The sequence below is a fragment of the Sorangium sp. So ce117 genome (assembly GCF_051524395.1).
Lineage (GTDB): Bacteria > Myxococcota_A > Polyangia > Polyangiales > Polyangiaceae > Sorangium > Sorangium cellulosum_B.
This window is the reverse complement of the sequence record NZ_CP150309.1, coordinates 4782409-4803219: the sequence shown is the minus strand read 5'-3', so window position 1 is coordinate 4803219 and position 20811 is coordinate 4782409. Positions and strand designations below refer to the sequence as shown.

Annotated in this window: 13 protein-coding genes and 2 pseudogenes; 7 read left to right on the top strand and 8 right to left on the bottom strand. The window is 72.1% G+C overall.

Annotation, left to right across the window (positions count from 1 at the left end):
- Window positions 1-558 precede the first annotated feature (558 nt).
- Window positions 559-1326 (bottom strand): annotated as a pseudogene (locus tag WMF46_RS17855) (glycoside hydrolase family protein); the annotation flags it as partial.
- A 16-nt stretch (window positions 1327-1342) separates the two neighbouring features.
- Between WMF46_RS17855 and WMF46_RS17850 the strand changes: the two are divergent.
- On the top strand, window positions 1343-1621 hold the full coding sequence (locus WMF46_RS17850; protein WP_437988047.1) for a hypothetical protein: 279 nt from the start codon (window positions 1343-1345) through the stop codon (window positions 1619-1621).
- Window positions 1622-1658: 37 nt separating this feature from the next.
- Here WMF46_RS17850 and WMF46_RS17845 read toward each other — a convergent pair whose 3' ends face one another.
- Window positions 1659-2987 carry a DUF2403 domain-containing lipoprotein gene (locus WMF46_RS17845; protein ID WP_437986704.1) on the bottom strand — a complete coding sequence of 443 codons (1329 nt, stop codon included), beginning with the start codon at window positions 2985-2987 and terminating at the stop codon, window positions 1659-1661.
- Between the two features lie 657 nt (window positions 2988-3644).
- Between WMF46_RS17845 and WMF46_RS17840 the strand changes: the two genes are divergently transcribed.
- Window positions 3645-5120 (top strand): hypothetical protein, encoded by a 1476-nt coding sequence (locus WMF46_RS17840; protein ID WP_437986703.1) that lies wholly within the window; start codon window positions 3645-3647, stop codon window positions 5118-5120.
- 151 nt (window positions 5121-5271) lie between these two features.
- Here the strand turns inward: WMF46_RS17840 and WMF46_RS17835 are convergent, their stop codons facing one another.
- From WMF46_RS17835 to WMF46_RS17825, 3 genes are read right to left on the bottom strand one after another with little or no spacing between them, the layout of a single operon-like run.
- A complete protein-coding gene (locus tag WMF46_RS17835) occupies window positions 5272-6555 on the bottom strand; it encodes a PEGA domain-containing protein (protein ID WP_437986702.1) in 1284 nt (427 codons plus the stop codon).
- On the bottom strand, window positions 6552-9299 hold the full coding sequence (locus WMF46_RS17830; RefSeq protein ID WP_437986701.1) for an FG-GAP repeat domain-containing protein: 2748 nt from the start codon (window positions 9297-9299) through the stop codon (window positions 6552-6554). The genes WMF46_RS17835 and WMF46_RS17830 overlap by 4 nt, the downstream gene beginning before the upstream one ends.
- Window positions 9300-9301: 2 nt before the next feature.
- Window positions 9302-11026 (bottom strand): serine/threonine-protein kinase, encoded by a 1725-nt coding sequence (locus tag WMF46_RS17825; RefSeq protein ID WP_437986700.1) that lies wholly within the window; start codon window positions 11024-11026, stop codon window positions 9302-9304.
- Between the two features lie 368 nt (window positions 11027-11394).
- Here WMF46_RS17825 and WMF46_RS17820 point away from each other — a divergent pair, with 368 nt between their 5' ends.
- From WMF46_RS17820 to WMF46_RS17810, 3 genes and pseudogenes are all read left to right on the top strand, one after another.
- Window positions 11395-12357, top strand: coding sequence for a hypothetical protein (locus tag WMF46_RS17820; RefSeq protein WP_437986699.1), 963 nt, complete (start codon window positions 11395-11397; stop codon window positions 12355-12357).
- Between the two features lie 283 nt (window positions 12358-12640).
- Window positions 12641-13042, top strand: a complete 402-nt coding sequence (locus WMF46_RS17815; RefSeq protein WP_437986698.1) for an FG-GAP repeat domain-containing protein — start codon at window positions 12641-12643, stop codon at window positions 13040-13042.
- Window positions 13043-13220: 178 nt separating this feature from the next.
- Window positions 13221-13766: pseudogene (locus WMF46_RS17810) on the top strand (histidine phosphatase family protein); the annotation flags it as partial.
- 71 nt (window positions 13767-13837) lie between these two features.
- Here WMF46_RS17810 and WMF46_RS17805 read toward each other — a convergent pair.
- Window positions 13838-14848: a phosphotransferase family protein gene (locus WMF46_RS17805; RefSeq protein WP_437986697.1), complete on the bottom strand. Its 1011-nt coding sequence runs from the start codon at window positions 14846-14848 to the stop codon at window positions 13838-13840.
- A gap of 276 nt (window positions 14849-15124) precedes the next feature.
- Between WMF46_RS17805 and nhaA the strand changes: the two genes are divergently transcribed.
- Complete coding sequence (gene nhaA, locus WMF46_RS17800; protein ID WP_437986696.1) at window positions 15125-16534, top strand: Na+/H+ antiporter NhaA; 1410 nt, start codon at window positions 15125-15127, stop codon at window positions 16532-16534.
- A gap of 85 nt (window positions 16535-16619) precedes the next feature.
- On the opposite strand, the gene WMF46_RS17795 is transcribed toward nhaA, so the two are convergent.
- On the bottom strand, window positions 16620-17435 hold the full coding sequence (locus tag WMF46_RS17795) for a DJ-1/PfpI family protein (RefSeq protein WP_437986695.1): 816 nt from the start codon (window positions 17433-17435) through the stop codon (window positions 16620-16622).
- A 124-nt stretch (window positions 17436-17559) separates the two neighbouring features.
- Window positions 17560-18843 carry a hypothetical protein gene (locus WMF46_RS17790; protein WP_437986694.1) on the bottom strand — a complete coding sequence of 428 codons (1284 nt, stop codon included), beginning with the start codon at window positions 18841-18843 and terminating at the stop codon, window positions 17560-17562.
- Window positions 18844-19093: 250 nt separating this feature from the next.
- On the opposite strand from WMF46_RS17790, the gene WMF46_RS17785 reads away from it, so the two are divergent.
- A complete protein-coding gene (locus WMF46_RS17785) occupies window positions 19094-20656 on the top strand; it encodes a CotH kinase family protein (protein WP_437986693.1) in 1563 nt (520 codons plus the stop codon).
- Window positions 20657-20811 lie beyond the last annotated feature (155 nt).

Genomic DNA, 20811 nt, shown 5'->3' with positions numbered 1-20811 from the left:
CGCCTGCGCGAAGCGCTCACTTGAGATCGACGACGGCGAACAGCGAGATTGGCAGACAGTGGTCGCCAGATGTTCCGCGCTTGGAGCGCGCCCTGATGTCATCCCAGCCGAGCCCAGCTGCTGCCCCTCCTTTCCCCCGGCATGCGCCTCGTCCGGAGCCACGGCGCGACCGTCGAGGTGGACGCGCAGGGCGCAGGACCCGGTGCGCCTGGCGGCCCATCCAGGGGAAGGCAAAAGAATATTCGGAGTGCCGAATGTGAACGCTCACATAGTCGGCGTCAATCACAAACTGGCGCGGCGAGCGTCGACGATTCGTCGGCGAGCGCGAGCGCGAGCGCGAGGCCCGCGCCTGGCGGGGACCGGAGCTGGTGGCGCGGGGTGACCGCGCCTTCGAGCCTCACGCTCGCGTCTCTGACCGCAGCCGCACCGACGCGTTGCGGCGCGGGCCTGCCGCGCCGACACCGCTCGAGGGGCGAGCGGCGGCGGGTCCAGGGCGCTGCGGCGTGGTGGCAACGGCCGGAGAGCGCGCAGGCGACCGGCCTGCCCGCCGCGTCATTCTCACTCCGTCGAGGCTCCGCACGCGTGCTGCGGCGCGCTGACGTAGGCTTGACCGAGCTCGTTGAGCTCGCCGTCGTCGCCGAGCAAGCTCGCGTGCCGGACGTTGTCGGCGCGGCCCGAGAACCACGCGTACTTCGCGATCCGTGGCTCGTTCTCGAGGTACGCGAGCGCGTCGACAAGGAACTCCTTCTGCTCGGCGAGGGAGCCCGCGCTGTCGCAGGCGAACTCCGTGAGCCAGAGGGGCTTGTCGAACCGTGACTTGTACGTCTCGACGTGGTTGATGAGCCACTGAGCTTGGTTGTCGCCTTCTCCCTTGCAGCCGGTGTAGATGTGGATGCCGATGTAATCGACCCGGCATCCGCTGCACGCGGCGAAGAAGTCGTCCAGGTACTTGAAGGGATCGGTCTCCTGGCAATCGCCGCCGCAGAAGTTCACGGCCGGGGACACGAGCGCGAGGCCGCGCGCGTCGGCCACCGCCTCGACGTGCGGCCAGAGCGCCGCGGCTTCGGCCGCGGAAAGGTCGGCCTGCGCCCCGAAGTTCGGCTCGTTGAACCCCAGCAGGAACCTCGCGCCCTCGGGGATCTCGGAGGCGATGCGGCCGGCGGCGGCGCTGTCGAGATTGCCCCCGCCCCACACCATCGGCACGTACTCGACGCCGAGCGTCCTGTAATAATCGGGCCGGACCCCCTCGTCCGGCACATGAGTCCAGTTGTACCACCAGGACACCGCCGGGGAGAGGACATCCATGTCCGCCTTCGAGTGATAGCCATACGCGAGGCCGCGCTTGCAGCCCGCCGGCGCAGGGCCGCCGCTGCCGCTCGAGCTTGTTGCGCCGCTGCCGCTCGAGCTTGCTGCGCCGCTGCTGGTCGAGCTACCGGCGCCGCTGCTGGTCGAGCTACCGGCGCCGGCGCTCGAGCTTGCTGCGCCGCTGCTGCTCGCGCTGCCCGCGCCGGCGCCGCTCGACCCTGACGACGCCTGTGCCTCGTCGTCGCTGCTCGAGCACGCCGGCACCGCGGCGAAGGACGCGATAGCGGCGATGAAGACCCACCGCACCGGAAGCTGACGGAGATTGTGCATTGTGTTCCTCGGTTTCATGGGGCTCACTCCGGCAGGCGCATCGAGATCATGGCGTCGATCGAGCCGCGCGAGAGCCCGCCCGGCAGATCGGGGAGCATCTCGGCCGCGGCGGAGGGGATCCTCTCGGGGTGGATGACCGCGACCTGGATCGTGCGCTGCGCCTCATCGAGCAGGATCATGAAGTAGCGATCGCCGCTGGGCCGGCGCCATGTCGGGCAGCCGTCCGAGGGCCCGCCGGCCTCGATGACGGGCCCCTTGTCGTAGGCCTTTTGCGCGCACGCATCGACCACCTCGACATCCTCGGCGAACCCGTCGCGATCGCAGCCGGTCCCGCAGACGCTGCCGCCGATGTGCCCCTCCTGGTACGAGCGGACACCGGTGCTCATGAACTCGCGGTTGCTGTACTCGTTGTTGTCCATCACGACCTCGAACACGTTGATCTCGCCGCAGCCGTCGCCGACGGTGCCCGTCTTCGAGTAGCAGTTGCAGAGCCCGTTCCACTTGCGGCCGCCGTCGCGAATGAGCTCGGACGCGACGAACGCGACCCACGGGCCGGGGTGGCCCTGCCCGCCGCCGTCGCATTTCTCGACGCCCGCGTCGTCGAACGTCATCGACGCCAGGAAGACCACGAGCTTCGAGCCCGCCCAGCCGAGGTGCATGACGCCCGGATCGTCGGGACAGTAATAATCCTTGCCGTCACCGCACGCGAAGGGCTTGTCCTGCGTGAAGTACGTGACGCAATCCTTCTTCGTGAGGTCGCCCGTGAAGTCGGCGGAGGTGGTCTGCCCTTCCGTGACGAGCAGATTGGAGCCTGCGCCGTTTTTCGCGTCCCACGATGAGACCATCTGCCATGCGGCAGGGTCGCTGCCGGGCTGGTAGACGGCGAGCTGCTTCACGCGGATGGCCTTCATGATGAGGGTCATCTCTTCATCGAACGGGGCGAGCCTGTCGCTCGTCGTGGGATGCTCCGTCATGCAGCAGTGCCCGCCCCAGGTGTCGTCGCCGTCCTTGTAGTCGCACGCCGGGTCGCCCGGCTCGCGGTCGATGCGGCGGGGCCACCAGCCGGGCGCGCCGATGTTCGTGAACGTCATCGTCCCGCCGCGCGTTGGCGTGCTCGGCTCGGGGACGTGGGGGCCGAGACCCCCGCCGGCGCCCGTCGTGCTGGCGGACGGGCCTGCGCCGGCGACCGTCGTGCTGGCGGACGAGCCTGCGCCGGCGCCCGTCGTGCCGGTGGACGGACCTCCGCTCGCCTGGCCCCCCTGGCCGCCCTGCCCTCCGACATCGCCTCCGTCACCGCAGGCGCACGCGAGGAGGACGAGGGCAGCCTGCACGATCAACGAGGAGCGCTTCATGCCGGTGACTGTCTCCGGAGCGCGCGCGTTCCGTGATGGAAAACGGAGGGGTCGGAGCCGATTGGTCATCGAGAGGCCCACATGGGCGCCGCTCGGGCCCGACCCGAGGCGATCGAGCGCGGTCTCGCAAATCGGACCGACGGGCGGCGGAGACAGCAAAGTCGACTCCGGATATCTCCCGGGAGAGGGGCCATCCGGCGGTGGGGTACTTTGGCCGAAGGTGGGGTCGTTTGAACCGAGAGGACGCCATAAGACGCCAAGAGACGCCAAGAGACGCCAAAGAAAATAAAAGAAATGAATCTTGGCGCCTTATGGCGTCTCTTGGCGTCTTATGGCGTCCTCGCGGTCCCATCATTCGGGCAGGGTGGGGTAAGTACCCCGCCACCGGCCATCCGCTCCACCCTGCCCGGCCAACGCGTCCCGGCGGCGAGGCCCATCACACCGGACTCATCCGTGGCGCTGATTCGAGGACGTGCGGTCGTCGGACTTTTTACCTGCTAGAGTGCGCGCGGGAATATCGGTCTCGCGATCCACCCGGCTCCTGCAGTAGGGGGAAGTGCGGACGGAATTCTTGTGCTGTGAATTTTCTTGCTGAGCAGGAGGCCTATGAACCAGCATGTCCGATGCGCCCTTTCGGCGTTGCTTGCGGCGGTGTCAGTGAGCGTGGCAGTGCCGGTCCGGGCGGAGGTGACCATCTCGGACGATGTATCGCCCTCGAGCCCGTCGGATCCGTGGGACCTCGGCGATAGCCCTCTGCTGGTCGGCGGCACGATACCGAGCACGCCCCGCTCGGGGAGCGTGCGCGTCTTCAACAAGGGGAGGATGCTCAGCCCCGGCGCCATCATCGGCGGGCCTTACGAGGGCACCGGTGCGGTCGAGGTGGTCGGGTACGGATCGCGGTGGACCAACAATGGCTCTCTCGCGGTCGGCGCAGGCCACTTCGCCTGGGGCTCGCTCATGGTACGGACCGGCGCCAGGGTCATCACCGACGATCTCCTGGTCAGCGGGCCATACTTCCACGCCTACGGCGACGTGCTCGTCGAGGGGTACGACGCGACCCTGACGAGCCGAACCAACGCCTACATCGGTGACCTGTGGGGCGGCAGGTTCGAGATCCGAAAAGGAGCGAGCTTCTTCTCGCACAACGTCTATTTCGGTGCCAACGCCCTGCCGGACCCTTTCCGCCCGATCGAGGCGATCATCACAGGCTCCGCGACGAGGTGGGTGAGCACGGGGGAGTTCGTCGTCGGCGCGGGCAGGGCCGCGCAGCTGTCCATCTACAGGGGCGAGCTCTCCACCGTGAACGCGCAGGTCCTCGGCAACGAGCTCGAGAACAGCGTTGTCCGCGTGAGCGGCTGGGGCGGCACCTGGACGAACGCGGGGCTGCTGTCGGTGGGGGGAGACGATGGAATCGGCGGGATCGCCCTTGGAGCACTGGGGACCCTGGCCACGGAGGAGACCGAGATCTGCTCGCGAGGCGGCGCGGCGTACATCTACGTGACCGACGTCTATGCGTCGTGGATCAACAGCGGTGACGTCACGATCCTCGCGTCCACCGACTCGTCGGTCTATCCGGCGCTGCACATCGACGGGGGTGGATCCGTCCGCATCGGCGGCCTCCTCCGGCTCGCGCCGCTGCCCGGCGCTCCAGGCGGCCCGAGGTGGGCGGTGCGGCTCGCGGACGGCGAGCTCATCGCGGGAGAGATCGAGGTCCAGGCCGGCGACGTCATTGATTTCTACCGGGGGCGCCTCGAGACCAGCAGCTTCACGGGCGATCTCGCGAACCCCGCGCTCGGCACGCTGGTCGTGGGCGAGGTGTACCCCTCGACGAGCGTCGCCGGGAGCTACAGCCAAGGCTGGCTCGCGAGGCTGAGCGTGACCGTCGCCGGGCCGAGCGCCGCGCCGCTCCTGTTCGTGGACGGGGACGTGACCCTCGACGGGGCCCTGGAGATCCACGTGGAGGACGAGGCCATGCCCTTCCAGGCCGGCGATACAGTCGCCGTGCTCGGCTGGAGCGGCGCCCTCCTGGGGACGTTCTCCGAGGTGAGCATCGATGTGCCGCTCGCCCCCGGGCTCGCCTGGGACACCTCGGCGCTGTACACGACCGGCGAGATCGTCGTCGTGCCTGGTTGATCGCGGCCCGAGCCCGCCGCGGGGACGACCTGCGGCGAGACGGAGATGAGCCGCCAAGCCGCCAAGGACGCCAGGAGCAGAACGAGTCCTTGGCGTCCTCGGCGGTTTGAATTCCTGAGCTTTTTCTGGGGGTTTTAACCCGCTTGTCGATCTAGAAGCGCCCTCGAACACCCGCCGAAAGCACGCCCACCGTGAACTCCGCATCCACGCCGGGATCCCGCGGCGGCGGCGCGGCGGGCGGGGCGGCGCCAAGGCCCTTCGGCTCGTCGAACGCGAAGAGCCCGAATCCCACGGCGGCGGCGAGCAACGACACCCCGCCGGCGACGGCCGCCGCCGCGCCAAGACTGCCGCGCGCGTCGACCGCGGCGTTGTAGCGATCCCGCTCCGACGGCGTGAGAGAGTCCGCGTCCTTCCTGTCCCGCAGCTCGACCGCCTCGCTCTGGCTCGCGAGGGCGAGGCCCCCGAGCACGCCGGTCGCGACGGCGCCCGCGGCGCCGACGCCGAGCACCGTCCACGCGGCGACGCGGCGGGACGTCATGCGGAGATCGGCGTCGAGCCCCACGGCCTGCTCGCGCGTCACGCGGAGCCCTCGCCGGAAGAGCTCGTATCCAGGCAGCGAGACCTCGACCACATGAACCCCCGGCTCGATCGCGATCGCGCCCGCCGTCGGCACCGTCCCCCTCACCTGCCCGTCCACCGCGATGCGCGCGCCGCCCGTGCCGGTCACGCGCAGCTGCGCCGGCTTCACGCGCAGCACGACGTGCCGCGGCATCAGCTCGCCGGCGACCGCGACGACAGTGAGCTCTTCCTCGTCGTGCCCGGCCGCCTGCACCCGCACGCGGTGCGGGCCGGGAGCGACCGGGGCCACGAGCGGCGCCGCGACGAACGGCTGGCCATCCACCGACACCCGGGCCCCCTCGGCCGGCGACGACAGCAGGAGCCGCGTCCCGCCCGCCGCCGGCCTCGCGGCCGCCGCGGCGCCGCCGCCCGGCGCCGTCGCGCCCTCGCCGCCCGCCGCCTCCGCGCCCTCGCCGGGGAGCCGCGCCTCCAGCGGCACGAGCGACCCGAGGGCCGTCACCGCCTCCTCGCGACGCGCCGCCTTCGGATCCTGGCGCAGGTACTCGCGGTAGAGGGCGATCGCGCGGCGCAGCGCGTCCGGCGACGGCTCCGTGAGGTGCTGCCGCCGGAACGCCTGCGCCGCCGAGAACAGGAGCGACGGGCTCGGCACGCGCTCGTGCGCCTCCAGGAACGCCTCCGCGGCGACATGGTACTGGCCCGCCTCGTAGGCCTGCGCGCCGGCGTTGAAGTAGCTCTCCGCCTGCGCCACCTGCTCGGGCGTCGGGCGCGCGTCCGCCTGGGCCGCGGCGGGCGCCGCCGCGAGGCCCAGCGCGGCCCAGGCGAGCAACGGGCCGAAGCAACGCGCCGCCGCCCTCATTGCAGCACCGGCTTGCCGCGGAACACCTTCAGGAACGCGGAGCTCATCGCCACCGCGAGATCGTCGACGCCATCCCCGTCGACGTCGCCCGCGACCAGCGCGACGAAATCGCTGCCGGCCTCCGGCGGAGGCCCGGGGAACGCGGTGTCGATGCGGCGCAGCGCCCGCGCGCCGGCGTCGAGATCGTAGAGCTCGAGCCGCCCGGGCCCGGCTACGGCGACCTCGAGCGCGACGTCGGCGTCGGCGTTGAGCAGCGCCACGGCGAGGCCCGCGCAGGCCTTGTCGCCCTCGCAAGGCTCCGGCGCGACGAGCGCCGTCTCGTCGAAGCCCCCGCCGGCGCGGCCCCAGAGCGCGACGATCTCGCCGCTCTCCGCGCGGGCGAGGAGATCCTGTTGCCCGTCGCCGTCCAGATCCGCGACGAGCGGGCGCGGCGCGTACTTCGGCGGGTTCACGTCCTCCACGATGGCCTTGAACACGTGCGCCGTCTCCTGCCGGGCCGCCTCGACAAGCTTCTCGCCGTCGGCCGCGTACAGCGCGAGCTCGCCGTCGTTCAACCACACGAGCTCGTCGCGGCGGTCGCCGTCGGTGTCGATCGGCGCGAGCACACACGCCTCGCACGGCGGCGCCCCCTCGCCGGGCCGGCCGGACGCCTCGGCGCGCAGGTTGTCCCCCTCCGGTGAGACGGCGATCAGCCAGATCTGCGTGCCTTCGGGCACGGGACCGGGCGCGCCCTCGACGGCGAGCTCCGTGATCGCCGCAAGGCGCTGCCGGGGTTCGCCGTCGGGCCCGACCGCGAACATGCCGCCCGCGACGCCGAGGAGCCGCACGGGCAGGATGGAGCTCGGCGCGCCAGGACCAGGCGGCATGCCACCCGGCGCTCCGGGAGGCGCGGCGAAGTAGAACGGCGCGCGGATGAGGCGATCGCGGCCCCCCTCGATGAGCGCCAGCCCGGAGCCGGAGCCCACCGGCGCGTCGGGCGGCCGCGGGAGACCGCGCAACGCGAAGAGCTGCGCGCCCGTGGCCTCCGGGAGCACGCGGCCCGCGACGAGGCCGCTGGCGAGATCGAGGCGGCCGTGCCCGGCCGGCGCGGAGGGCGCGGCGAAGGCGTTGCCATAGGCGATGTCGAGCCGGGTCGAGGGCTGCGGCGACGACGGCCGCGCCTGCTGGTCGAAGTAGGCGATGTCGTTCACCCGATCGCCGTCGAAGTCGCCGACGGCGAGGTAGTGGGGCGGGCACTGCGTCGCGACGCGCTGCGTGTAGAACGAGCCGTCCGAAGCGCCGGTGTACACCGTGATGTCGGGCAGCTGCGTCTCGGTGGCGACGATATCGAGGTGGCCGTCGGCGTTCACGTCGGCGGCGATCGCCTCGCACCCTCCGCCGATCGAGCCGCAGACGGGAGACTGGAACGGCGCGCCGGGGCGGCAGTCGAGCGGCACGAGCTCCGGCCCGGGGCGGTCTGCCTCGAAGTCGCCGGCGACGAAGATCCGGTCCGGATCGGCGAGCGCGGCCTCGAGCTCCGCGTCGTCGAGCGAGAGCGCGCCCGTGCGCTGGTCGGGCGAGCCGCTGGACGGAAGGGTCGGCGTCGAATGGAAGCGCCCGTCGCCGAGGCCGTACGCGACGTGGATCTCGCCGCTGTCGGCGCGGACGGCGTTCACGACGATGTCGAGGAAGCCGTCGCCGTTCTGATCGTGCACGGCGAGCGACGCGTTGACGTCGCGGATCCTCGCGCCGCCGCCGAGCAGCACCTCGGGCAGCGCCGCGAGCGCGCTCGAGCCCGCGGGGCCGCAGACGGCGTAGATGCGGATTCGATCGTCGCCCCGCTTCGCCACGATCGCCTCGTCGCAGGGCTCCGGGTCCGCGGCGGCGTCTCCGTCCAGATCGGCGGCGACAGCGGCCGCGATGTCGACGGGGGCCACGACGTCGCCGTCGAGCGTCTGGGGCGTCGCGGCCGGGTCCGACATCACCGCGATGCGGCCGGGGCCGCCGCTCGCCGGCGGCTCGCCGCCCGTACCGCCGCCGCTCGGGTCCCCCATCGCGGCGGCTGCTCCGAGGAAGATCAGCGCGGCGTCGCGGCCGCGCAGCCGCGCCGACAGGAGGCGCGCGGCCTCGCTGTCGAGGCGCGTCGTCGCGTAGAGCGTGGGCGCCATGGCCCCGCTCTCCGAGGCGGAGAACACGAAGAGGCCGTTCGCGGCGCCCCCCGGCGCGGAGACCACGTCCCCGCGGCCGGCGACGATGAGATCGAGCTGGCCGTCGCTCGTGAGGTCGCGCAGGATCGGAGCGGGCGACGTCTCGTCGCTCGACGGCGCCCGGGCGATCGGGAGCGCCTGCTCCGCCTGCGCGCACAGGCCCGGGGCCTGGCTGGGAAGCGCCGTGATCGTCGTGCTCTCGAGCGTCGTGTGCACGAGCTCGTCACAGCCGTCGGCGTTGATGTCGCCGGCCGAGAGCTCCATCGCCGTGACCATGGTGCGCGCCGAGAGCTCCTCGAACACGCCCGTGGGCCGCCGGCAGACGCCGTCCGCGCCGCACCCGTAGCCGCCGGGGCACACGAACGCTTCGGCGCCCCCGCAGAGGTAGCGGCACTGGTGCGCGCTCCCGGGCGCGCCGCAGCCTTCCTGCCCGTCGCAGGCCTCGTCCGGCGCCTCGACGACGCGGTTGCCGCAGACGTCCTCCTCGAGCAGCGAGAGGTTCGCGCAGCCCGCCGCCGCGATCGCCAGGACGATCGACGCTCCGTGAGATGCCTTCATGGTCAGGGTGCTCCGCGGAGGCTTTCGAACGCCGGCTTCTCCAGATCGGTGTGGTGCTTGCGCGGTCGGGTCGCCCGGACGCCCGACGGCGCCGTGGTCGACGCCGCGCCGGCCGCCCCGGCGACAGGCGCGGTCGGCGCCGGTCCCCCCGCGGCGGCTCCCGGAGCCGCCTGGGCACCGAGGGGCGCGGCGCCCGCGACGGGCGGCGCGCCGGAAGGATCCGCGGCGCCGGACGGCCCGCCCGTGGCGCCCGCGCCGGCCAGCGGCGCGCCGAAGGGGCCCTGGGTGCTGGACGGCCCGCCGGTGGCGTCTGCAGCGCCGAGCGGCGCGCCCGTGGCCGCTGTCGGGGCGGCATCGCGGGTCGAGGCAGCGTCGCCGCCGGGGCGGAGCCACGCGATCGCCCCGGCCACCGCGCCGCCGAGGAGCAGCACCGCGAGCACCCCTGCGCGGCGGGCCTCGGCTCTCGGCACACGCGCGGGCTCGGTGAGCGGGGCGAACGCCGCCGTCCGGCCGATCTCGACGGGCGCCACCGGGCCCGGCGGCATGGGCTGCGTGCGCCCCGCCTCGACCGCCCCGCTCACGCCAGGGCTGCGCAGCGTGCCGGAGGAGCCGCCGTTCCCGGAGGCGCCGCTCCGGGACGCGCCGACGCCCTCCTCCGGATCGAGCGCGTCCACCACGTCGGTCGCCGCCTCGGAGCTGACGTCCTGCGAGCCGACGGACACCACGCGCGCGCTGCTCCTGGGCCGCGCGGCGCCCGCGCTGTCGAGCCCCTCGAGGCCGAGCTTGCGCACCTGCTCGACGAACGCCTGGACCGCCGCGCCAGCGGACGGCGGGCGATCGTCGGCGCGCTTCTCCAGCATCGCCGTCACCGGCGCGTCGAGCTCGGGCGGGAGGTCCGCGCAGACCTCCGACGCCCGCGGCGGCGGGTGGAGGAGGTGCATCATCATCACGTCCATCATCGACTCGCCCTGGAAGACGAGCGTTCCCGTGAGCACCTCGTGGGCGATCACGCCGAGGGCGTAGATGTCCGAGCGATGATCGACGCCCTTGCCGCGGACCTGCTCGGGCGACATGTACGCGGGCGTTCCGACCGCGACCCCCGTGGCCGTCTTGTGGGCGAGCGCCTCGTCGGCGAGCTTCGCCACGCCGAAATCGAGCAGCTTGGGGAAGTGGCGGCCGCCCTTCTCGATCGCCACGAAGATGTTCTCGGGCTTCAGATCGCGGTGCGTGATCCCCGCCGCGTGCGCGGCGTCGAGCGCGTCGGCGATGCCCTCGAGGATGGGGACGGCGCGGCCCGGGGAGAGGCGCCCCTCGCGCCGGATCAGCGCGCCGAGCGTGAGCCCGTCGAGCAGCTCCATGACGAAGTAGTGCCGCCCGTCGACGACGCCGAAGGAGAAGATGTCGATGATGTTGCGGTGCCGGATGCGGTTCACCGCGCGCGCCTCGCCGACGAAGCGCGAGACGACGGTCGGATCGGACGCGAACCGCCGGTTCAGCACCTTGATCGCGACCCGCTTGCCGATGAGGGGGTGCTCTCCCGCGTAGACGTCGCCGAACGTCCCCGCGCCGAGCAGCCGCTCGACGCGGTACTCGCCGAGCATCGTGCCCGGCGCCAGCCGCGCGTCGTCCTCGAAGAAGGCCTCGTCCGGCAGCAGCGCGTCCCCGTGCTCCGGACAGGTCGCCACATCCTCCGGATACACCGAGCGACACGCGGGGCAGGTGGCCATCGACCGTCACGCCAGTCTAGGCGCCATCGGCCATGATGAACAGCGCGGCGAGCCGGAGGAAGCGCGCCGCGCCGTGGCATGTCACGCCCCGAACTGTGACATGTCACGCGCGAACCGTGACATGTGACGCCCGGTACTCTCACGGTGTCGTCTTCCATCACCACCAGTTCAGTTGGTTGAATGACGACGCGTATCTCGGGCCAATATTCGGGCCGCAGCCGCGGCGCTGGAGCCGACGCCAGGGGCTTCATGAGCTGGCACGCTTGCTGCATTCCCGTCGCGACGACGAACCCGCTCCTGGGCGAGCAAGCTTGGGGTTCAAGAGCCGAGGCCATGCCCCGAGCCTCGAAGTCACGAAAGGGAGTCCCATGAGCGCCAATCATGCCACCACCACATCGACATTTCGTTACCTCACCTGCGTCAGCGCGGCGCTGCTCGCAGGTGGGCTCTCTCTCGGATGCATCGCCGATGGAGGGATCCATACGGAGGAGGAGCTGGGCGAGGCCGCCGACGAGCTGACCGGCTGGTATTATTACTGGAAGGGGACCACGACGGACCCGGAACCCCACGACATGGGACCGTCCACCGATCGCACCTGCGTCCTCCGCGGCGTCGCGGGAAATCTCAGTCGGGGTACGAGTGCCACCGCCGACACGATGTCGGCGGCGGCGATAGGCGCAACCGTCAATTCCTTCTTGGGCTACAGTCTCTTCGGGCATGGGGGTGCACACCTGGACAGCAACGACCAGCCAATCTGGTACAATAACCCTGTCATTGCCCATGCAACGTGCTTTAAGACCACGCTCAACCGGACTTTGGCGGAGTCGTGGTGGGGCGGACACAGCGGCAGCCAGCCCGATGGGCCACCTCCCTGGAAGGTCGCCGACTTGGACCCTGCCAACCGACGGCAATGCTATCTCTATGCGCTGTGGAGCGTCAACGGCGCGTGGAACAGCGCGGAGAGCTATGTGACCGTGGCCAAGGTGACGACTACCAGCTCCAGGTTTCCGACAACTGGATGGTATCTCTATGGCGACCTCACAGCAACTCCCGGTGCGGGGGCCGCGCTCACGAACGCGGTATGCGTGGATTTCCCCGAAGGAACCGTGTTCACCTCAGGCTTCGTGTCCGCTGACCCGGGAGAAACGAAGACCGTGACCATCACCTCGGGCCCGGGCATCAAGGGATGCGCTCTCAGGACGCTCGTCGGCGCCTTCAACCAGAACAGCTGGACCGATGGCGCGGTCATCAACCAGCCCTCGACGATTGACGGAAACTGGACGATCACCGTCACGAACGGCAAGTCGGCCAGGTGGGCATGCGCGGAGTGAGCTCCGGCGCAGGGGCGCGCGTGGGCCGCTGCGTTCGGCGACAGCTCCGCCGCCTCTCCCCGCGGCCCGGCGCGGCGAGCGGCGAGCTCGGCGTGGTCCTGGGTGATGCCGTCGTCCGCGGCGCCCCGGGCGGCTCCTTGAGCGCGGCGGCGAGCGCGAAGACGCCCAGCACCGCGGCGGCGCCGCCGAGCCCGATCTGCCAGCGCGCCCGCCCGCGAGGCCGAGGCGGCGTGGCAGGGACGGCTCCGGGAGCGATCGGGACGGATCCGGCGGCGGCGACTTCGTGAGGGCCGGAAACTTCAACGCCGATGGCAGGCTGGATGTCGCTTCTCCCAACAGCGGCCGAGTCTACACGTATACGTCCAGCGGGACGACCTTCGCCTTCCACGACCGGGCCGAGGCGAAGAGGTGCGGCGGAGCGGGCTATACCTGGGCCGCCGACTTCAACGGCGACGGCAGAGCGGATATCGCCTCGGCGAACGGCAGCGACATCTACATGAAGCTCTCCACCGGGAGCGGCTTCACCACATTCATTTGGTCGGTGCCGACCGGCTGGGGTGGCGCGCGGTACACGCGGGCAGGAGACTTCACCGGTGACGGCAAGGCCGATATCATGACAGCCTCCGGATGCACGGTGACCCTGCACGTCTCCACGGGAACCGGCTTCACGACACATACGAGCTGAGCTGAAGGCGCGCGCAGGCCGCTCGACGCCCGCGGACGAAGCGCGCGCCCGCGCCGGCCCGGCTCGCTCGCACCGCCGGGCGACCACGGCGCTGGGGTGAGCCCGTCGCGCGCGGCGCTCGATCTGGCCGCGGCTCACGCTAGCTTCCGGGCCGAGCCCCCCTGCTTCGGTCCGACCCATGCGCCCCTCTCTCCTGGTCCTCGTGCGCCACGGCCACACCGCCGGTAACCGCGCCGGCCCCGCGACGCCGATGAGCGGGTGGACCGACACGCCGCTCGACGCGCGAGGGCGCGAGGAGGCCGAGGCGCTGCGCCGCCGCCTCGCCGGAGGCCCGGCGTTCGACGCCGTGTATTCCAGCCCGCTGAGCCGCGCGCTCGAGACGGCGCGGATCGCGGCCGGCGCGTGGGGCCCGGTCCGCCCCCACGACGGGCTGCGCGAGCTCTGCTGCGGCGACGTGGACAGCCTCCCGATCGAGGAGGTCAAGGCGCGGCACGCCCCGCTCTGGGAGGCGCACCTGCGCCAGGCCGACGACGATTTCCGCTGGCCAGGCGGGGAGAGCTACCGCGAGCTCCGCGCGCGCTGCCTCGCGACGATCGCGGCGATCGCCGCGGCGCACCCGGGGCAGCGCGTGCTCGTGGTCACGCACGCGGGCGCCATCGGCCAGATCCTCGGGGCGCTGCACGGCGTCCCGCCCGCGCGCTGGGAGCCGTTCCGACCGGGCAACGCCAGCCTCACGTCGCTCTCCTGGCAGAGCGAGCACGGCGTCCTCCTGCGCTTCGACGACCGCGAAGCACCTCAGCTCCAGCACGCGTCGGCCCGGCGGATGACGCGCAGCCAGTCCGCCGCGTTCCGTGCCGCGGCCTCGAGCGCGCCGGGCGCGCTCGCGCCGCAGGCCATCGCGAGGTGGTGCCCGAGCGCGCCCGCGAGCGCGTTGGACGCCGCCGCGAACCAGTAGACGTCGCGCAGCGGCCGGGTCAGCGCGGGGGCGAGCCCGCGCGCCGAGAGGTAGCCGGCGAGCAACGTATCGTGGCGGCGCCGCGCCTCCGGCTCCCAGTACCCGAGGGCCTGGAGCCACGAGCTCACGTCCTCCAGCGGCGAGCCGATCCGCGCGCGCGCCCAGTCGAGCAGCACCGGCTCCACGACGCCGTCGCGCCGGCGGACCATGACGTTGCCCGGGTGCACGTCGCCGTGGATCACCGCGCGGCCGAGCGGCTGGAACGCGAGGAGCTGGCGGCGCATCGCGGGCAGCGCCGAGATGACCCGCCGCAGGGCGGGCAGCGTCCGGGCGAGCGCCGGGATCTCGCCGCGGGGCAGGCGCTCGGCCAGCGAGAGCGTATCGCGCGCCACGGCCAGGTTCTCGGCCTCGTAGTCCCAGGCCGGCAGCGCGGCGCCCTGCGCCGTGTCCTCGTGGAGGCGCGCCAGCCGATCGAGCACACGGGCCGTGTGCCCGCTGTCGGCCCAGGGCCAGGCGTGCGCCGGCTCGATCCGCTCGAGGTAGAGCAGCCAGCGCCCGCGCCCGAGCCGCTCCGCGCCGAGCAGCTCGGGCGAGAAGCGCCGCCCGACGGACCTCGAGAGCCGCCGGTAGACGGCCGCCTCGCGCGCGGCGGTGCCGTGCACGAGCTTGGCCACGAGCGTGACCCGGCGAGCCCGCGCGCCGCCGCGGAGCCGCGCGGTGACGAGCGCGACCTCCGAGCAGAGCCCGCCGGGGAGCGGGCGTATCTCGATGGCCGAGTCGCAGACCGAATCGCCGTGGCGGGCGACCAGAAAGGCCGTCACCGCAGCGCGCTCCAGGGCATCTCGCGTCATCCGCCGCCTCCCGGCCCCACGATGCGCCGAGACCAGCTCACGCTCCAGCCTGCGCCTCGAATCCCCTCCAGGCGCCTGGCCGTGCCGGAGCGGCGGCGCCCGACCGCCCCGGAGCGACGCGCCCAGCCTGGCGCGCCCGTTCGCGCTGGATCCGGTCGCCTGAACGAGTATTCTCCCGTGCGGGTGTCGCGGCGGCGGAGCGCCGCGACAGGTCTTCATGGGATGGTCGGGCCGCCTTCCCCCCTCGCGCGACGTCGCTCGCGCCTCGGTGGTCCATTGAGCCGATCCCCCTCTCAGGAGCTTGCCCCCGGAACCTGGGGCCCCGCGCGCCGCATCGCCGAGCGCGTCCTCGGCCCGATCGAGCGCTTCATGCACGTCGAGGCCGCCAGCGGGATCGTCCTGCTGATCGCGTCCGCCGTCGCCCTCGCGTGGGCGAACTCGCCGTGGGGCGACGCCTACGAGCACCTCTGGCACGTCCCGATCACGCTCAGCGCGGGCTCGCTGGCGTTCACGCAGCCCCTCCACTTCTGGATCAACGAGGGGCTGATGACGATCTTCTTCTTCGTCGCCGGCCTGGAGATCCGGCGGGAGATCCACGAGGGGGAGCTCTCGGATCTCAAGCGCGCGGCGCTGCCGGTCGCCGCGGCGGTGGGCGGCATGATCGCGCCCGCGCTCGTCTACCTGTCGCTCAACGCGTCGCCGGCCTCGCGGCACGGCTGGGGCGTCCCCATGGCGACCGACATCGCGTTCGCGGTGGGCGTCCTGGCGTTGCTCGGCAAGCGCGTGCCCCCTGCCCTGCGCGTGCTCCTCCTCGCGCTCGCCATCATCGACGACATCGGCGCCATCATCGTCATCGCGCTGTTCTACTCCTCCGGCGTCGCGTGGAGCGGCCTGCTCGTCGCGGCCGGCGGGGCGCTCGCGGTGGCGGTGCTCCAGCGCTTCGGCGTCCGCTCGCCCGCCGCCTACGTGGCCCCCGGCGCCGTCGTCTGGTGGGGCATGCTCCGCGCCGGCGTCCACCCCACGATCGCCGGCGTCGTCATCGGGCTGCTGACGCCGGTGCGCTCCTGGTTCGGCAGCCAGGGGTTCGTCGCCGCGGCGCGCGACGCGGTGGACAGGGTCGCCGCGCTCACCGAGCGCGACGGCCACCGCGCGGACGAGCTGCTCAAGCCCCTCGGTCGGATCCGGCAGGCCCAGCGCGAGGCCCTGCCGCCCGTGGTCCGGCTCCAGGCGGCGCTCCACCCGTGGGTCGCGTACGGCATCATGCCGCTGTTCGCCTTCGCCAACGCCGGCGTCCGCATCGATGCTTCCTCGCTCGGCCACCCGGCCTCGGGGACGATCCTGCTCGGGGTCACGCTCGGCCTGGTCGCCGGCAAGCCGCTCGGCGTCTTCCTCGCGTGCTTCGCGATGGTCCGGCTCGGCGTCTGCGCCTTGCCGCGCGGCGTCGGCTGGCGCGGGATCGCTGTCATCGGCTGCGTCGCGGGCATCGGCTTCACGATGGCGATCTTCATCGCGGGCCTCGCGTTCGGCGACGCCGCGCTGCTCGCCGCGGCGAAGCTGGGCGTCCTGCTCGCCTCGGCCGTGGCGGCCGTGGTGGGGCTCCTCGTCGGCAGGCTCGTGCTGTCCGGGACGCCGGCGCCCGGCGCGGCGCTGACGCTCGAGGAAGCCGAGACGTCGACGGAGAAGTGACCAGCGCCACCGCGCCATCCGGACGAGCCGACGTGCCCTGTCCGGCGAGCGGCGGCTCAGCGGCCCTTCGGGGACGCGGCGCGCTTCACCAGCGCGCCGCGGCCTGCTCCGCCGCCTGCCTGGCCTGCGCGACCGCCGGCGCGGCGATGCCGCGAAACCGCTCGACCACCGCCGCGGGCGCGGACTCGGGCGTACCCGCCTGGAACGGCGGATCGGGAGCATACTCGATGGCGAGCTGCGCCAGCTGCGCGGCCTCCTCGCCCTGCAGCTTCGCGGCGATCCGGAGGCCGAAATCGATGCCTGACGTCACGCCGCCTCCCGTGATGCGGTTGCGGTCCTCGACGTACCGCGCGTCGACGGGCTCGGCCGCCAGGAGGGGCAGCACCTCGCGCATGGCCCAGTGCGTGGTCGCACGGTAGCCGCGGAGCAGCCCCGCCGAGCCGAGCACGAGCGACCCCGTGCAAACGCTCGTCACGTAGCTCGCCTGCTCCGCGCGCGCCGCGAGGAAATCGAGGACCTCGCCGTCCTTCATCACGGCGATCGTGCCCTCGATGCCGCCCGGAACGAAGAGGATCTCGAGCTCCTCGGGGCACGTGTCGAAGGTCGCCGTGGGAAGGAGGGTGATCCCCGTATCCGTCGTCACGGGGTCGAGCGTCTTCCACACGAGGTGTATCCGCGCATTGTCAAACGTACTGAACACGGCCTGAGGACCGATGAGGTCAAGCGCGGTGAAGGCCGGGTAAATCAGCATGGCGATGTGCTTCATCGGGGAGCTCTCTCCTCCAGGTGTCGTGGGCGATCGCCCGGGACCGGCGTCGTCTTGCGCGCACCCGCCGAGCGTTTGCAGGGTGGCGAGCGCGGCGCTCGCGGCGGCGAGATCCAGGATTTGTCGGCGTCTCATGCGGCCTGCGTAGGCGCTTCCGAGCGGCGCGACCATGCGACACGTTGTCCTGCGGCGCGATGTCGCACGGGCGCCCGCGGAACACGGCCCGTCCCCCCACCGCGGGCCCGATCGCCGCCGGAGCTCACTCCTTCGACAGATAAGCGATCATGAAGCACATCTCCTGATTCGTCCCTTCCCCCCAGGGCACGTCCTGCGGCGGGAGCGAGAACTGCCCCTCGCTGTCCACCGTGTTGTCCCATGTGCATTCGGTGACGAAGCGATCCCCGGTCCCCCAGCGCATCGGCTCATCGAACATGTAGAGCGCCTGGTGGTGGAACTCGAACTCGCCGCGCGCGGCGCACTCGCTCTCTCCGCCGTCGCGCTCGATCCAGGCCCGGTACGACCGGCCGAGCACGTGCATGTGCGGCATGACGCCGTACACGAGCAGCGGCGGGCCCTCGTTCGGCGCGGAGCTCTGCTCGGTGTGCGCCTCGGCGCCCGCGGGGATCGTGAAGGGGACCGGGCCGAAGACATCCATGTAGACCTCGGCGCGAGGCGCCTCGCGCGAGAGCTCCAGGCGGTAGCCGGACCGATCGCGCGCCTCCGAGTTCCTGCGCCCGAAATAGTGCATCTGCAGCACGAGCTGCTCGCCGGGCTCGACCCGGACCCCGGCCCCCTCCGGCAGCCGCGTCACCCCGACGCCGGGCGCCCAGCTGTGGAGCAGCTGCCAGTCGAGCTCGATGACCGGATCGCGGCACGGAAATGCGCGCGTCCCCGGCGCGACGCCATAACCGATGCCCGCGTCGCCGCCGAGATCCCGGTACACGGCCATGTGGTGCACAACGGCCGGATTGCCGACCTCCGCCTCGAACGCCGTGATCCAGGCCGGCGCGGAGAAGGGGTTGTCGATGATCGTGCAGAAGTACTCGTTGCCGTCGTCGTCGAGGGAGACCTCGTGCTCCTCGGGCATCCCGAGCGTGGCGTCGGGCGATTCGATGCTGTCCGCCCGGCCCCGCGGCGGCGGCGAATCGACAGGATCGCCGAGCGGAGCGCCGTCGCGCGCCCATGCCTCGAAGAGGAGGCGCTCCTCTTGACCGAGGCTCATCCTCTCCGCGCCTTCGTAGCTTCGGCAGCTCGGGTCCAGCACCGGCGGCGGCATGTCCCCCGCGCTCACCCGCAGCGACATGAGCGCGGCCAGCCGCTGCGCCGTCGCCGCGTCCGTCAGCGCCACCCCGCCGACGCCCGCGCCGTCATGGCAGGAGGCGCACGAGCGCTCCACGAGCGGCTGGATGTCCCGGTACCACGTCACCTCCGGCCCCGGCGACGCGGGCGCCTCCCCGTCGCCCCCACACCCCATCATCCCCACCGCCCCGAGCACGAACACCACCGCGCTCCGCGCCCTGCGCACAGCTTCGCCCCTCGTCATCCCACGCCTCCTGTCGTCACGGCCGGCTCAGGAGCCGCATCTCCGCGAGGGCTCCTGTCAATCGACCGTTTCAAACAGTTGTTTAATAGCCAGTCGGCGGTGTGTCAAGGGCCGAGCTCGACGAGCGCGGCGGCGGTCCTCGAGCGGCGGCGACGTGAGAACGGAGAGGCGCGTGTCGGCGCGCGTGCGGATGCCAGCGCACATCCAGCACGGGGGGCCGCGCCGCGCGCGCTCGGCTAGGATCGCCCGCATGCGCAAACCCCGCCTTCTCCTGCCGCTGGCGACGGCCCTGGTCCTGGGATCCTTGCAAGGTGCCGGCTGCTCCGGCGAGACGCCCGGCGGCGGGTCGTCGGGCCCCGATGGGTCACGCTGCGAGCCGTCGGGCGGCGGACCGCACTGGCTCGTCGAGGGCGAGACCGTGACGTTCCCCGTGACGTGCGCGACCGGCCTCGCGCTCCCCGACGACGCGATCGAGGTCGGCCCGCTCCCCGACGGCGCCACCTACGACCCGGTCGCGCGCGAGGTGACGTTCTCACCCGGGCTCGATCAGGCCGCCGTCTACGAGATCGAGATCCGCGTCGCGCAGACGTCCGAGGTCGGGCGCGTCAAGATCGGCGTCGCCGACGCCTTTGCCGATCCGTCGAACGTGCCTGTCGTCGATCCGGCCCGGTATCCCGAGGAGTACGGCCTGCCGGTGCTCTTCCTCTCGCCGACCCCCGAAGCGAAGGAGTACGCGCCGGCCACGGTGGTCTACCGCGGCCACACGTACACCGCCGAGGCGGAGCTCCGCGGCGAGAGCTCGCTCGGGTATCCGAAGAACAGCTTCACCCTCAAGTTCCCCAAGGAAGACAAGTTCAACGAGCCCGACGAGGCCGGCGGGTTCAGCGATCGCCGCAAGGTCGTGCTCATCACGACGTTCGACGACAACTCCTATGTCCGGCAGCGCCTTGCGTACGACCTCTGGAACCGCCTCGATCCGGAGCACATCCAGATCAAGACGTACAGCGCCGTTGTGTACCTCGACGGGCAGTACGCCGGGCTCTACACCGTCGCCGATCACGTCGACGGCTACCTCATGGAGGACCACGGGTACTCGCAGGACGGCAACCTCTACAAGGCGGTCAGCCACGACGCGAACTTCGCGCTGACCGCGCACAACGACGAGCCGAAGGAGACGCTGCACGACGGCTTCGAGAAGAAAGAGGGGACGCCGCCGGAGGGCGAGCCGGAGGCGTTCGCGGACCTGGAGGACCTCGTGAGCTTCGTCGCCACGTCCGACAACGCCGCGTTCGCGGCCGAGATCGGGTCGCGGATCGATCTGCGCGATTACGAGGACTGGTGGATCTTCGTCACGTTCATCATGGCCGACGACTCGGCCGGAAAGAACAGCTACCACTACCGCGATCCGGTCGCAGGCACCGTGTTCCGCTTCGCGCCGTGGGACTTCAACGCGAGCTTCGGCCAGGCGTGGCAGACGGAGCGCCAGCCGGCCTCCGATCGCGTCGAGTACCTCGGCGTGAACCTCCTCTTCCAGCGCCTCCTGGAGGAGCCCTCGATCGGCGATCCGCTGCGCGCCCGCTATGGCGAGGTCCTGCGCGGCGCGTTCGACGACGCCGAGATCCAGGCGATCGTGGACGGCTACGTGGCGCGCATCGACGCGAGCGCGCGCCGGGACGAGGCGAGGTGGGGCGAGGCGTACCGGAGCTACGAGGAATGGAGCGGGCGCGGCGACTTCACGACGTACGAGGAGGAGATCGCGTACGTGAAGGCGTGGATCTCGGAGCGGTGGCGGCACCAGGACGCGCTCTACTGAGCGCCGGCGGCGCGCCTCGGCCCGGGCTGCGAACCACGGGTGGCTGAGCCGCGAACCACGTTACCCGGAGCGCGCCCGGCGACCACGGAGCGCGCTCGCCCCGGCGCCTCGTGGAGCCGATGTACGCACACGGCCGAGCACACTCCCGTCCCGGA

Bases quoted from the DNA above. Each gene is read 5' to 3' on its own strand.
- WMF46_RS17790 (WP_437986694.1), bottom strand. From the start codon at position 18,843: ATGACGAGGGGCGAAGCTGTGCGCAGGGCGCGGAGCGCGGTGGTGTTC.
- WMF46_RS17785 (WP_437986693.1), top strand. From the start codon at position 19,094: ATGCGCAAACCCCGCCTTCTCCTGCCGCTGGCGACGGCCCTGGTCCTG.
- WMF46_RS17795 (WP_437986695.1), bottom strand. From the start codon at position 17,435: ATGAGACGCCGACAAATCCTGGATCTCGCCGCCGCGAGCGCCGCGCTC.
- WMF46_RS17830 (WP_437986701.1), bottom strand. From the start codon at position 9,299: ATGAAGGCATCTCACGGAGCGTCGATCGTCCTGGCGATCGCGGCGGCG.
- WMF46_RS17820 (WP_437986699.1), top strand. From the start codon at position 11,395: ATGAGCGCCAATCATGCCACCACCACATCGACATTTCGTTACCTCACC.
- WMF46_RS17835 (WP_437986702.1), bottom strand. From the start codon at position 6,555: ATGAGGGCGGCGGCGCGTTGCTTCGGCCCGTTGCTCGCCTGGGCCGCG.
- WMF46_RS17805 (WP_437986697.1), bottom strand. From the start codon at position 14,848: ATGACGCGAGATGCCCTGGAGCGCGCTGCGGTGACGGCCTTTCTGGTC.
- WMF46_RS17845 (WP_437986704.1), bottom strand. From the start codon at position 2,987: ATGAAGCGCTCCTCGTTGATCGTGCAGGCTGCCCTCGTCCTCCTCGCG.
- WMF46_RS17825 (WP_437986700.1), bottom strand. From the start codon at position 11,026: ATGGCCACCTGCCCCGCGTGTCGCTCGGTGTATCCGGAGGATGTGGCG.